Annotated in this window: 10 protein-coding genes and 1 pseudogene; 6 read left to right on the top strand and 5 right to left on the bottom strand. The window is 52.2% G+C overall.

Annotated elements, in window-relative coordinates; genetic code table 11:
• The first annotated feature begins 63 nt into the window (after positions 1-63).
• The 4 genes from gad to arfA all read left to right on the top strand — a co-directional run bounded on the left by gad (position 64) and on the right by arfA (position 5,263).
• A complete protein-coding gene (gene gad / locus BF12_RS0110585; RefSeq protein ID WP_024952254.1) occupies positions 64-1,446 on the top strand; it encodes a glutamate decarboxylase in 1,383 nt (460 codons plus the stop codon).
• Positions 1,447-1,565: 119 nt separating this feature from the next.
• Positions 1,566-3,338, top strand: a complete 1,773-nt coding sequence (locus BF12_RS0110590; RefSeq protein WP_246116532.1) for an aspartate:alanine exchanger family transporter — start codon at positions 1,566-1,568, stop codon at positions 3,336-3,338.
• A gap of 238 nt (positions 3,339-3,576) precedes the next feature.
• Positions 3,577-4,824 (top strand): glutamate carboxypeptidase, encoded by a 1,248-nt coding sequence (locus BF12_RS0110595; RefSeq protein WP_024952256.1) that lies wholly within the window; start codon positions 3,577-3,579, stop codon positions 4,822-4,824.
• Between the two features lie 235 nt (positions 4,825-5,059).
• Positions 5,060-5,263: an alternative ribosome rescue factor ArfA gene (gene arfA / locus BF12_RS0110600; RefSeq protein WP_024952257.1), complete on the top strand. Its 204-nt coding sequence runs from the start codon at positions 5,060-5,062 to the stop codon at positions 5,261-5,263.
• 85 nt (positions 5,264-5,348) lie between these two features.
• Here arfA and BF12_RS0110605 read toward each other — a convergent pair whose 3' ends face one another.
• The 3 genes and pseudogenes from BF12_RS0110605 to BF12_RS23570 form a co-directional block, all read right to left on the bottom strand.
• Complete coding sequence (locus BF12_RS0110605) at positions 5,349-6,752, bottom strand: trimethylamine monooxygenase (protein ID WP_024952258.1); 1,404 nt, start codon at positions 6,750-6,752, stop codon at positions 5,349-5,351.
• Positions 6,753-7,118: 366 nt separating this feature from the next.
• On the bottom strand, positions 7,119-7,487 hold the full coding sequence (locus BF12_RS22030) for an MBL fold metallo-hydrolase (RefSeq protein ID WP_141103651.1): 369 nt from the start codon (positions 7,485-7,487) through the stop codon (positions 7,119-7,121).
• Between the two features lie 387 nt (positions 7,488-7,874).
• Positions 7,875-9,145 (bottom strand): annotated as a pseudogene (locus tag BF12_RS23570) (oxidoreductase).
• Between the two features lie 67 nt (positions 9,146-9,212).
• On the opposite strand from BF12_RS23570, the gene BF12_RS0110625 reads away from it, so the two are divergent.
• Complete coding sequence (locus BF12_RS0110625; RefSeq protein ID WP_024952260.1) at positions 9,213-10,088, top strand: LysR family transcriptional regulator; 876 nt, start codon at positions 9,213-9,215, stop codon at positions 10,086-10,088.
• Between the two features lie 151 nt (positions 10,089-10,239).
• Here the strand turns inward: BF12_RS0110625 and BF12_RS0110630 are convergent, their stop codons facing one another.
• Positions 10,240-11,322: a CNNM domain-containing protein gene (locus tag BF12_RS0110630; RefSeq protein WP_024952261.1), complete on the bottom strand. Its 1,083-nt coding sequence runs from the start codon at positions 11,320-11,322 to the stop codon at positions 10,240-10,242.
• Between the two features lie 349 nt (positions 11,323-11,671).
• On the opposite strand from BF12_RS0110630, the gene BF12_RS0110635 reads away from it, so the two are divergent.
• Positions 11,672-13,273, top strand: coding sequence for an NAD(P)/FAD-dependent oxidoreductase (locus BF12_RS0110635; RefSeq protein ID WP_024952262.1), 1,602 nt, complete (start codon positions 11,672-11,674; stop codon positions 13,271-13,273).
• Between the two features lie 108 nt (positions 13,274-13,381).
• Here the strand turns inward: BF12_RS0110635 and BF12_RS0110640 are convergent, their stop codons facing one another.
• Positions 13,382-14,080 (bottom strand): hypothetical protein, encoded by a 699-nt coding sequence (locus BF12_RS0110640; RefSeq protein ID WP_024952263.1) that lies wholly within the window; start codon positions 14,078-14,080, stop codon positions 13,382-13,384.
• Positions 14,081-14,164 lie beyond the last annotated feature (84 nt).

The following is a 14,164-nucleotide window of genomic DNA, read 5'->3' on the forward strand; positions in this document are numbered from 1 at the left end:
ACATGAAACGTCGAAGAGCCTTTTTGTTGTTTACGCACGTACATTCCAAGAGGAAGTATAAGAATGCCTATTCACCATATTAATGCAGATGATCAATCTAGCCTTCGGGACATCTATGCGACGGATGCGTCCAATAGAAGCCTGCCAAAATACCGGATACCCGAGAATCGGACCGAGCCCCACGCGGCGTACTCCTTCATCCGTGATGAGCTCTTGTTGGACGGTAATGCTCGCCAGAATCTCGCGACGTTCTGTACCACCTGGATAGATGATGAAGTGAAGCAGTTGATGACGGATTCCATCGACAAGAACATGATCGACAAGGATGAGTACCCGCAAACTGCTGAGCTTGAAAATCGTTGCGTGCATATTCTGGCGGACCTGTGGCATGCGCCGAAATCATGGCAAACGATAGGGTGCTCCACCACGGGCTCAAGTGAAGCGGCCATGCTGGGTGGCCTGGCATTCAAGTGGAAGTGGCGCAAGAAGCGTGAAGCAGAGGGCAAAGATGTCAGCCAGCCGAATATTGTCACCGGGCCTGTGCAGATCTGCTGGAAGAAATTTGCGCGCTATTTCGATGTTGAAATCAGAGAAGTCCCCCTCGAAGGTGAAGCACTCGGGTTAAAGCCAGGAGATCTCAGAAAGTATTGTGATGAGAATACGATTGGTGTCGTGGCGACGCTCGGCGTGACCTTCACGGGTATCTATGAGCCCGTCGCAGCGCTAGCTCATGAGCTGGACGCCATGCAACGAGATCTTGGTCTGGATATTCCTATTCATGTCGATGCGGCTTCTGGCGGTTTTATTGCCCCCTTCATCCAACGTGATCTCGTCTGGGATTTCCAGCTGGATCGCGTACGTTCCATCAATGCGTCAGGTCACAAATACGGATTGGCTCCGCTTGGGGTGGGCTGGATAATCTGGTCATCCAAGGAAGACCTGCCGGAAGAGCTTATTTTCAATGTTGATTACCTTGGCGGTAATATGCCGACCTTTGCACTTAATTTCTCCCGACCTGGTGGCGAGATAATTGCGCAGTATTACAACTTCTTGCGTCTTGGCCGAGATGGTTTTGCCGCCATTCAGCAAGCCTGTTCTGATACGGCGCAATGGTTAGGCAAGGAATTGGCAAAAATAGGGCCTTTCGAGATGGTCTATGACGGTCATGGTGGCTTGCCTGCTGTCGCCTACAAGCTGACCGAGGGTGACCATGGCTATACGCTTTACGATCTTTCCGAGCGTGTGAGAATGCGTGGTTGGCAGATTGCTTCTTATCCATTGCCTTCAAATCGCCAGGAAGTCGTTGTGCAGCGCATTCTGATACGCCATGGCGTAAGTCGTGATCTGGCACATTTATTACTGGATGATATAAAGCGTGGCATCGAACATCTGACACAGAACCCCATTCCGAACTCAAGCGCCAAACCGGGGTTCCATCACGGGTAAGCATGGAAAATTACACGACGAATCTATTCCTGCGATGGTTCGTCTTGTTTTTCATCCCTTGTTTTTTTGCTACTGGGCCAGCGATGGCCCAGTACCGCAAGATGTTTGAGGAGAGGCGCGTGATAGGTCAGATATTCGACAGAATAGAGCCTGTAGTGGAAACAGGCGCGCACGGTTTCTTTCAGTTGCTACACCACCAGCCAATCGCCTTTGTGCTTCTTGCGCTTGCACTCGGTGCATTGATTGGCAAGTTGAATATCAAAGGTATCTCGCTGGGTTCTACCGCAGGCACTTTGCTGGTAGGCATCATCATCTCGATGTCGGCTGAAGCCATCTATGGGATTACCTATTCAATCCCCGGGATATTGTCATCCTTTATGCTCTTGCTGTTCATGTACGCGCTTGGACTGAAAGTCGGCCCTCAGTTTTTCTCTGGGCTCCGCAAAGGCGGTTTGGCGTTCATGGGGATCGGCATCATCGTGTGGGTGTTGAACTGGGTGATTTGCTACTTTGGTGCCATGTTGGTCGGTTTGGCCCCAGGGTATGCGACAGGGCTTATTTCGGGAAGCTACACGATTACTGCAATTCTTGGTGTTGGCCAAGGGGCATTGTCCAGTGGTGCCTATGTCCCTCCCGTCGGGATGACGATCGAAGAGGTTGGCGCCAACATGGCAGCAGCGTATGCCATCAGCTATGTGCTATCGAGTATCGGTATCATCCTGTTGATCCGCTACCTGCCACGCATGTTTGGTCGTGATGCGAAAGCCGATGCCATCATTGCCGAGGCTGAATACAGTGGTGGGGCTCAGCATCCGGTGCCGGGAGCACCACACGCCTTGACGATGGGATTTTCGCCCTATGATCTGCGTGCTTTTGTCGTGACCCATGACAAATTCGACGGACGCACGCTATCGCAATTGGCCCATGATTTTCCGAAGGTCCCCATCTTGCGTGTCGTGCGCGATGGCGCAATCCTCGACCTTGAGAACGATCCCGTCATTACCAGAAATGACATTGTGACAGTGCGTGCCAATGTCCATGACTTGATTCTGGAAGAGGATGAGTTGATAGGGCCGGAGTCAGATAGTTCGCTTGCACGCAATGTCATGCTGGAGGTGGCAGATATCCACGTGACCTCCCGAGCGATCACCGGCAAGACCTTCGAAGAGCTTGCGCGCCATGGAACGGCGGGTGTCGAGGTTCAAGCGCTGTTCAGAGCGGGGAATGAGCTACCGGTAGGTCCGGCGAGCACAATGCTAGTCGGTGACGTGCTTCGTGTGACAGGGCCGGATATCGCCCTGAAAGCGGCGGCAAGACACATTGGCGGTCACGCCATTCTGCCCACACTGAAATCTGAAGTACTGTATCTGGCGCTCGCCATGTTGGTGGGGTATCTGGTCGGTATTGTCACCGTACATATCTCTGGCATTCCTTTCTCTCTTGGTACGTCAGCGGGATGTATTCTGGCTGGTGTGGGGGTGAGTTACTTCCGCAGTCGCAATCCCGAGTTTGGCGGTCCGGTACACGAAGGAGCGCGTAGCTTTCTGCAGGATTTCGGGCTCAACGCCTTTGTGGCAGTGCTGTCCGCGAATGTTGGACCCAAGGTCATTTCTGCCTTGGGTGGTGACACCATCCTCTGGTTGGCGCTGATCGGGACGGTGGGTGCACTATTGCCGCCATTCATTGCCTTTTGGGTGGGAATCAAATTCTTTGGACTCAACTCCATCATTGCAGATGGCGCCACAACGGGCGGCCGCAACAGTACACCTGGCTTGAACGCCATCATCGAAGAATCAGGAAGCTCTATCGCTGCCGTGCCTTATCCCGTGAGTTACGCACTCACCACGGTACTGGCGTTGATCGGGGGTTACTTCTCGATGATTCTCACCTAGCGGTGATTGATGGCGCAGTGACGTGGGGTTTCCAGCGACTCGAAGAGTTCGGATGCGTGTCTGAGAGATGTTTTTTATCAGTGCTTTATATGAAGACAATGTTGGCAGTAGCACAGCCTTGGGAAACCGTCCGTTCATCCATGAGTGATGATCCATCGAGCTGATATGCCTGTTTGCGTTTTACTAGCGCTGAGCTTACCTTCAGTGTCGCTTATATAATAAAAAACCGGAGATATGAATGAGATTCTCGATTCTCGCCATGGGGCTGTCATGCGCCATGGGTAGCGTGAGCGCGCAGGCTGCCTCACATCAGGATATCCAGAAGGCTGTGGAACAACAACAACAGCCTTTGCTACAAACCTTGGAAACGTTGGTCAATGTTGATTCAGGCACAGGGTACAGTACGGGTCTGAGTGATGTTGAGGCACTGCTGACCAAGCATCTCAAGGCGCTTGGTGCAGAAGTGGAGACGTATCCTGCCAAGACTTATGGGGGCAATACCCTCGTTGGCCGGCTACAAGGTGATGGTGACCGCAATATCATGTTGATGATCCATTACGACACCGTCTTTAACGAAGGTGCAGCCAAGCAACGGCCTTTCCATATTGAAGATGGGCGAGCGTATGGCCCGGGAGTAGGAGATGCCAAGGGCGGCGTAGCCGTGATTCTGCATAGTCTTGAAGCGCTCAAGTCTCTTGATTTTGATGACTATGGTCAGGTCACGGTGGTGTTCAACCCAGACGAGGAGAAAGGCTCGCCCGGGTCACATGACCTGATTCACAAGTTATCTGCGGATCAGGATGCTGTGCTGGTGTTCGAACCCACCTTTGCCGATGAAGGTGTGGATGCCGTCACTGTTGTCACCAAAGGCATCAATTACGCCTTCCTCGAGGTGAAAGGTCGTGCATCGCATGCCGGTGGAGCGCCCGAAAAAGGCCGCAATGCCATCATGGAGTTGTCTCACCAATTGCTGCAGCTGGATGAGCTTGGTGATCCAGACAAGAAGACGACGCTCAACTGGACGGTTGTTGAAGGTGGCACCAAGCGCAATATCATCCCCGAGCATGCTACGGCAGAAGGGGATATGCGCTATTTCGATAGCGGCGAGTACGAGCGCGTTCTGAATGAGGCTCAGAAGATTACCGAGCACCAGCGGGTTGAGGGTACCGAGGTAGAATTCCGTCTTGAAAAAGGCCGTCCACCACTTCCTGCAAACCCTGAAAGTCAGATGCTTGCTGAGCAAGCTCAGAAGATTTACCAGGAGCTCGGCCTGAATCTTCAGGCAGTTGAGATCGGCGGGGGGACTGATGCAGCCTATGCCTACCACGCGGATGCCGATGGCCCCGCGGTGCTGGAGTCTTTAGGCCTTGTGGGTGGGCGTTATCACAGCGATGAAGAGTTTGTGCTGACGGATAGCGTGGTGCCGCGCCTGTATCTGACGACCCGAATGATCATGGAGCTCTCTCACGAAGCATCTAGGGACTGAGTCTTTAAGCATCGTCATGCTGCTTCTCTGTGAGTGAGAGTGAGAGCGAAAGCGCCCCTGCCTTCCAATGGCAGGGGCGCTTTTAGTAACAAGAGCAGTAGAGGGTAGTAAAGAGTAAGTAATAGAGGGCGTTGCATTTGCGCCTGCGAAGGATATAGTCACAGCGTTCATTCCTTGGGTATTTTCTGAACCGCAGGGATGAGGCGTACAGGATTTTTTCAGGAGATACCGACAGATGACACACAAGCGCAAGGTGCAAGACAACGCTCTCAAGGCGGCATTGCGAACTCCGATGTTCAAGCAACGCATCGTCAAGGCTCGCAAAGGGAAAGGCAGTTATCAGCGTGGTGGCAAGCAGAGCAATCGGCAGGGCAGCGGAGAAAACAGAGAGGCTCCTTCAGTCAGCGTGACGCGTATCGTGGTAATGCGCGCTGCTTGAAGAAGCCTTTTTGATCCATTATCTGGTTCAACACACGAACGCGTCGGGGCAGCCCGGCGGCGTTCGTGTGTCTTCCTTGCAAGTATCAGACATCGACCAAGGTGGCTTCCTCTGTCTTGGCCGCAGCATTATTTACGGGCGTGTGCTGTGGTTGCGCCAGATAGGTTTCCAGCGAATCATCCATCGCCTCAAGCCACGGCGTGTGATGCTTGGGGGCCAGTGTGCCGGTCATCAGTGAGCGATACGAGTAGTCACGGAAGGTCATGATGTTCTCGTGCTTATGATGCTCCCACTCGAGGAAGGTGCGGTTGACGCCATCGATATCGAAACTCGGATAATCGGTCTCACCAATCAATGATTTCACGTAATCCCCCTGGAAGAGGATCATCGACTCATCGTCATCAAGCGCTTCCTCGCGGGCACGCCATGCCAGGCTATCCGCCTGCATTTCATCTACTGAGGGCAGGGCGATGCCATCGAGAATCACGTCACGTACCCACCAGGCCTGCGCATCGAACATGTTGAAGGTGTACCACTGGTCCTGCATGCCGAGATAGAACAGACGTGGGTTCTCTTCCCACACCACACCCTTGTAGAGGCCCAGCGGCCACATGCGGTTGTCTGTCTTGAGACACAGGGAGTCGTCGAGGAACGGGAAGTGATGCAGATAACCGGTGCACAGGATTATGGCGTCGATGTACTTGCTACTACCATCCTTGAAGTAGGCGGTATCGTTCTCGACCTTCAACAGCAGTGGCTTTTCTTCCCAGTTATCCGGCCAGGCAAAGCCCATCGGAGCGGTGCGATAGCTGGTGGTGATACTGCGCGCACCGTACTTGTAGCATTGCGAGCCGATATCTTCGGCGGAATAGCTGCTGCCAATCAGCAGGAGATCCTTGCCTTTGAATTCCAGAGCGTCACGGAAGTCGTGTGCATGGAGAATGCGGCCATTGAACTCCGAGAATCCAGCGAATTCCGGTACGTTGGGGGTCGAGAAGTGCCCAGATGCCACGATGACGTGATCGAATATTTCGCTGGTGACTTCGTCGCGAGCCTGATCGTGAACACTGACCGTGAATAGCTGCGTCACGTCATTGAAGGTGACCTGACGCACCGGGCAGCCAAAGCGGATGTACTTGCGGACACCGGCCTTCTCGACGCGCCCCTTGATGTAATCGAAGATGACGGCACGTGGCGGATAGGATGCGATGGGCCGATCGAAATGTTCTTCAAAGGAATAGTCGGCGAATTCGAGACATTCCTTGGGACCATTCGACCACAGGTAGCGGTACATGCTGCCGTGGACAGGCTCACCATGGGCATCCAATCCTGTCCGCCAGCTGTAGTTCCATAGGCCGCCCCAGTCATCCTGTTTTTCAAAACAGACCATCTCGGGGATGTCGATACCCTTGTCAGCGGCAGATTGAAAGGCGCGAAGCTGTGCCAGGCCACTGGGCCCTGCGCCGATGATCGCAATGCGTTTTGTCATGGGTATGTTGTCCTGTTGATAAAAATTTAATCAAGAATATTTATAGAATTCGATAAGCAATATATCTGCTAGTGGTTCCTTGCGTTAGGTGGTGATAATTGGGTTTAAGAGTGTAAATTAGACTATCAATAAGCATCTTTTCTAGTCGTTATAAAACAACTAAAATATTCACGAAATTGATCTCGTGAAAGATTGATTTGTCAACCAAGTATGGGGGTTGATATCCAAGTTAGCGTATCATCGCAGAAAAAGGTAACTATCTCAAATTATCATAAAATGTAATTCAATTATCATCAGTAAAAACAGTGCATTTATTTGGAATTTTCATCAGTGAGGGTTTGTCATTGTAGATGTCTCTATACCAAGTCATAGAGAGGGTTCTATTGTTCTATGTAGATTTAATCCATGTAAATCCTCAGTAATGGCTGCGGGAAGCACTAGCGTATCTGCGTTTTTTGCAAAATCGATGAAGTGCGGGTTGGTACCATTCTGATCGGCAGAGATAGCGATGGTGCCTTCTGACGTCTCAATGCGATAGGCGAGATTAGGGACATCACCATGAGGAATTCCCATCGCAGTGATGTTAAGTCCATCCTTTTCATAGACGGTCTGTGGATGAGTGCTTTTATAATCGACATCCTCCATATCTACCTTGAGATTGATGCCATCATTACCACTGAATATACCTGCAAGATAACTATAGACACCCCCATTGGCGCCAAACATTCGCTGCATAAATTGTGTCAGGCTAGGAAAGTAGTGATTGCCTTGGGGACCGCTGATGGTTATTTCCTTCATATTTCAGAAGGGTAGGGTTGAGCCAAGGGAATAGACGCAAGATGGTGGCAAGAGAATGTGTATCGTGGAAAGGAGGGGCACCAGCTCATGGATATCATCTTCGGTAACCTTGACCGTGAGTCGCCAAGATTTTGCCGGCACATGGTCAAGAAGCTTCTCGAGAGAAAGGAGGACACTCTGAACAGCCTCTGAGACGTCGCGAGTGGGTATGACGACGTCTCAGAGATAAAGTCTTCGGGCTAGCTTAGATATGCGTGCCTAGCAGTTGAAACATGCGTTAGGGAATGCCATCACGCAAGGCATCGACCCCGTTGTAGCTACGCGTCAGCCAATAGCCTCATCCCTGAAAACGAAGTGCGCCCGCCATGTTTCGGCACGTGCTGCATCACGTGCTTCATACTCGGCAAGGACTTCGTCCAGTTCGCCGAGAGACTCATGCTCTCTATCCTCGCCCAGTTGCGTCAGGCGCAGGGTATACCAGGCCGTTACGCTCCCTTCGGGAGGAGAAACAAAGCGTGGCAATTCAGGCTCTACACCTTCTCCGGCTTGCCAGTGGTGAGGTAGCGCCGGATCAAGTGCCAGCGATCGGGCGAGCCCCACGATATCGACCGCCCCCTCATTCACCGCGGCCTGTGCCTGGGCTAGGGTCTTGAAGCCGCCGGTCGCCATCAGTGGCAGGGAAGTCACTTCGCGGGCGCGCTTGGCGAATTCGACAAAGTAGGGACCGGAAGCACTGGCATCCGAGGCGGAACGTGCACCGGGGAAGTAGGTACCGCCGCTGATATCGATCAGGTCGATGGGTGTGCGTTCCAGTGCGGCGATGACGTGCAGCGCTTCGCTTTCCTCGAAGCCGCCTTCTAGTTGGTCGGTGGCGTTGAGCTTCACGGCCACGACGAAATCTGTACCCACAGCCTCACGTACTGCTGCAATGGTTTCGAGGAGCAGGCGCATACGATTCTCAAGCTGCCGCCGTAATCATCCTCGCGCTGATTGAAGAGTGGCGAGAGAAACTGACTGAGCAGGAAGCCATGCGCGGCATGCACCTGGACGCCACCAAAGCCGGTATCCCGTGCCAGGCGCGCAGTGCGTGCAAAGATACCCGGGAGTGCCTTGATATCCTCCAGACTCAGTGCTTGGCAACTCAGCCCCGGCACGTCGAGTGCGCTCGGTCCGTGCGGGATGCTGGTGGGGGGATAAGCCATCGCGCCGGCATGCCCAAGTTGTAGCCACAGGCCAGTGTTATGTTGGCTTCCCTGCACGGCAAGCGCCTTGAAGTGTTCAAGGTTAGATGCGTCATTGAGCACCAGATTGCCCGGTTTCTCTGCGTGATGATGGTCCGGCTGTACTTCGCCAATCAGCGATGCCGCCGCGCCGCCTTCGGCCCAGCGCTCATAGAGGCGCATCTGGGTCTCTGTCGGATGTCCGGTACCATCACCTAGCGAGTCGGACATCGAGGCCTTGATGATGCGATTCTTCAGTACGCGGCCACAGGGGAGTGTCAGGGGCGTGAACAGGCGTGAATGCGTCGGTTGAGATGTCATCTCGTGAGATAGCTCCAGAAATAGTATTGATGGCGTATTGGGAACAGATATCATGATGACACACCCAGAATATGCTGATAATCCATCATCTTGGCACAGAGTATGTGAGCAAATGGAACATATGAAAGCGTATACGGAACTCGATGTCTTTCATGCAGTGCTCGATGCTGGCACCTTCACTGGGGCTGCCAGGCAGCTGGGTATCACCCACTCTGCCATCAGCAAGCGTATCGCTCTGCTCGAGCAGCGTCTTGGCGCTCAGCTATGGGTTCGTTCTACGCGCAAGATGCGTTTGACGGAAGCGGGGGAGGTCTACGCCCTGGAAACCCGGGATTTGATGGAGCGCCTGCGGACGGTGGAACAGGAAATTACGGAGGGTAGTAGCGCACTCAAGGGGCGTATCCGTATTTCCTGCTCCAACGCGCTGGGCAAGCTACACATCATGCCGCTGTTATTGGGCTTCATGGAGCGCTATCCCGAAGTGGTCCTCGACTTGACGCTGACAGATGCGGTGGTCGATATGGTTCATGAAGGGATGGATCTTGCGATTCGCAGTACTACGTTGCCGGACTCCGGATTGATCGCGCGCCGCCTGGCGACCAATCTCCGAGTCATCTGTGCGTCCCCTGACTATCTGGCACATCATGGCACTCCCCATTCAGTGTCAAGCCTGTCCGAGCATGTCAGCCTGATTCTCAACCTTCCTGGAGGCTTCAATGCATGGGGGTTGAGCTCACTACCCGAGATGCGCTGCGGCTTTCTCTCCAATTCGCTCGAAGCGCTTCACGCTGCATGTCTCAATGGGTGCGGCATTGCCTGTCTGCCTCACTATCTCATTGCTGATGACGTGAACATGGGGCGCTTGACCCCATTGTTGGCGCCTGTGCGAGGCGAAAGCACGGATACCAGTCTCTTCATCGTACGACCCGATACCACAATCCTGCCGCGGCGGGTGAGAGTGCTGATTGATTTCCTGGTGGAGAGTTTTGAAGCCTGAAAAATAGTAGGGTCAGTGTATCGATCGAGATGCCGCATTTACCTGCTTGAGTCGCCTGATGGAAAAAGCCCCATGATCAGCGCCTTAAAGAGGCAATGATCACGGGGCTTTTTCGTTGCGAGCGCTAGTCACTCATTCCTTTCACATCCTATCAGGGTGTTTGAGCATCATCCTTGGTGGCATCGGTCGCATCAGAGTGGGTCGTTGCGTTCTGTGCTTCTCCCTTCGCGCCGATCCGCTTGATCCAGCGCTGGCGAGCAAAGCGGCGAAGGTTGGCCACATTGTCCGTCTCGTCAATGATGTCTTCGCCCAGAATCGTTTCCATCACGTCTTCCAGCGTAATGACCCCCAGCCAGTTGCCGAGATTGTCGTAGACGACACACAGATGCTGACGTTCACGCTGCATGCGGCCGAAGGCGTGTTCAACGTTATCCTCCGCGTGAATTTCGCTGATAGGGCGCATCAATTCCTTGAGTTGGGTGCCGGGGTCAGCCTGATGCACGTCTGCACGGTGAATCATGCCTAACGCGCGCTCATCCTCTGTCATCACCGGGTAGCGACTGAATGGCCATTTGGCCAGCTGGTTATCGAAGTCGGCCACTGTCATTTCGGGGCTGACGGTCTGGCATACCGGCCGCGGCGTTATCACATCGCGCACCTTGATCTCATGCAAGTTAAGGATGTTGGTAATGACGCGTTGCTCGTCACTTTCCAGTGCCTTCTTCTCCAGCCCCAATTGCGCCAGTGCTTTTATCTCGCCGCGCAGATCAATGTCATGCGCGTGCTTGCCGATGCGTGAGGTGATCATTTCTGATAACCAGATCAATGGCTTCAACCCCAATACCATCACATTGAGCACGCGAGGCAGCATGGGGGAGAGCTGACGCCAGTAGGTGGCACCGATGGTCTTGGGAATGATTTCGGAGGCAACCAGAATCAGTAGTGTCATCACCGCTGATGCCACACCGACCCAGGCTTCACCAAAGATGACGGATACCTGGGCACCTACGCCTGTAGCACCCACCGTGTGTGCAATGGTGTTGAGCGTCAGGATGGCGGCCAGCGGTTTGTCGATATTGTCTTTCAGCTTGGCGAGTGCGGCATACCGCTTGGGATGCTCATCCTTCAGACTTGCGATATAGCTTGGGGAGAGCGACAGCAATGCCGCTTCCAGCACGGAGCAGATAAACGAGATTCCGATGGCAATGACGGCAAACAGGATCAACAGAAACATGCAGCGCGCTCCTTGGGTAGATTAGCCTCCATTAGTGACAGATGGCACATGGCTGTCAAATGGCTGGCGTTGATCTCAAGAGGCTTGTCTTATCATCACGAATACGGTCTTTGCCAGTGTGCTGCCTCATGCACCGGGTGTCCCACTGGCAGCGATGCAATATTTTCCAGCAGCAGGCGCTGAAGATGCGAGGGGGAAGCGCAAGCAAGTGCCCCTCACTGTGGTACCTGTGAGGTACGGCAGGGCCAATAAAGCAAGTTTCTGGCAGCTTTAGATTTCTCTCTTGAAATGCCCTATTATCCACCTTCCGGCTCATCATGGCCTCATTCTTTCAAGACTCCCATTTTCTATGATTAGACTTACGAATATTCAGCTACCTCTAGATCATAACGATAACGCGTTAGAACGCGTTATCTTGTCTACTTTAGATATTAAATCTGATCAGCTTGTGAGTTTTTCTATTTTCCGTCGCGGCTATGATGCTAGAAAAAAAGCGCGTATTCTTCTGACCTATACATTGGACATAGAAGCTTTAAATGAACAAGAATTATTGGCTCGCTTTGCCAATAATTCGCAAATCAAAGCCACTCCCGATCTGGAATATCATCCGGTCACTCAAGCGCCAGCCACATTGACTGATCGACCAATTATCATCGGTTTTGGTCCTTGCGGCTTATTAGCTGGCCTGCTGCTCGCCCAAATGGGCTATAAACCTATTATTCTAGAACGTGGTAAAGAAGTGCGCGAGAGAACCAAGGACACCTTTGGCTTCTGGCGCAAGAAGATATTGAACACGGAGTCCAATGTTCAATTTGGAGAAGGTGGGGCGGGTACATTCTCGGATGGCAAACTTTATAGCCAAGTCAAAGACCCGAAGCAATACAGCCGAAAGGTACTCAATGAGTTCGTTGCTGCAGGAGCGCCAGACGAAATTCTCTTCGTCAGCAAGCCTCATATCGGCACATTCAAGCTGGTTGCGATGGTAGAGAAAATGCGCGCTCAGATTGTCGAATTAGGGGGCGAGATTCGATTCAGTGCACGGGTTGATGATCTCCATATCGAAAACAATCAAGTCACTGGCGTAACGCTTGCGGATGGTGAGCGCCTTGACTCCAGGCACATCGCATTGGCGATTGGCCATAGTGCGCGCGATACCTTTGAAATGTTGCATGCCAAAGGGGTATATATCGAAGCAAAGCCTTTCTCCATTGGCTTCAGAATCGAACACGAACAAAGTGCCATTGATAAAGCACGTTTTGGCCCGAATGCTGGTAATGAAATACTGGGTGCTGCTGATTACAAGCTGGTACATCACTGCAAGAACGGTCGTTCTGTGTATAGCTTCTGCATGTGCCCGGGGGGCACGGTGGTGGCGGCTACTTCAGAAGAGAACCGTGTCGTGACCAATGGCATGAGCCAGTATTCACGTAACGAGCGCAACGCAAACAGTGCTGTGGTGGTGGGTATCAACCCATCTGATTATCCCGGCGGTCCTTTGGCAGGGATTGAGTTACAACGACAATTGGAAAGCCATGCCTTCGTGATGGGCGGCAGTAACTATGATGCGCCAGCACAAACAGTCGGGGCTTTCTTGAGGAATGAAACGCCTGAGGCGCTAGGCTCTGTCGTCCCTTCGTTCAAGCCAGGCATCAAGCTGACCAACCTTGCAGATGCGTTGCCAGATTTCTGTATCGAGGCGATCCGTGAGGCTATCCCGGCATTCAATAAAAAGATCAAGGGTTTCGCTTTTGAAGATGCGTTGTTGACGGGAGTGGAAACACGGACCTCTGCGCCGATAAGTATCAAGCGTGACCAAAGCCTTCAGAGTATCAATACCAAAGGTTTGTATCCGGCAGGGGAAGGGGCTGGCTACGCTGGGGGGATTATGTCAGCTGCGATAGACGGTATCAAAATTGCTGAAGCGATGGCATTGAGCATCAATCAAGAATAAATGAGATAGGTAGCCATCATGGATGCCAGAGACGCAATGTCTCTGGCATTTTATTATTGATTGATGGTGATGAAAATGACGTTGTCTGGCTAAAAATATAACACAGTGTCAGATGACATCGAAGCTGATCAGTACTTCTTCATGATATTTTAATGAATTGTGTCCAATGGAGTCCGTTGCGGATGCAAGTCCATTCAATGTCCCCGTGATGAAGAAATAGTCTTTTCCTCCATAACCACGACGAATGCATTCAAGCACCCCTTGCTTGAGAACTTCTCTCTTTTTTACCGCCGCCTGTTCTATCGTGAAAGAAAATATGTAATTTGGATTTCCACCGATGAACGACAGCTCTCCGCAAGCGGGATCTTGTGAGACCAACACCCCGTAGTTGAAATAAAAATCACAGGCAGAGTGATTTGAATTATTTATTTCGGGTCGAATCAGCTCTACGGCGACATATGTGTCCAGGTTGTCAACGTATTCATCAATGAGTCCATCGGAAGTCGGCACTGACAGCATGAAGCAGACTTCCGTTTCCGTGCCAAGCAGAGCTTCACGAGACACTTTTTCGCCTATTGTCGCTAGCACCTGAAAATCAAAGATGGGAGAAATAATGACTCCGTCATTCTTGTCGACTATTTTCCAGCCTGCGATTGTGGCACCTCGCTCAACTAAAGTTGAGATCAATCGATCTTGTTCGGCCATAAGGCTTTCTAATTCAGGCAGTGATATGTCAGTAATGTCCAGGCTGGAAAGTCCTGTGTCATCAAATGTTTGAATTGCCGTCTTGTATTCATTGAAGTTCATGCTTTATTCCTGCCGGTAGCGGGGTGAAAATTATTGAATAGCGGTATTTGAAAACAGTCGAGGAACCCCCAGTGTCAGGATGAG

It is taken from the genome of Cobetia crustatorum (assembly GCF_000591415.1).
Taxonomy (GTDB): Bacteria; Pseudomonadota; Gammaproteobacteria; order Pseudomonadales; family Halomonadaceae; genus Cobetia; species Cobetia crustatorum.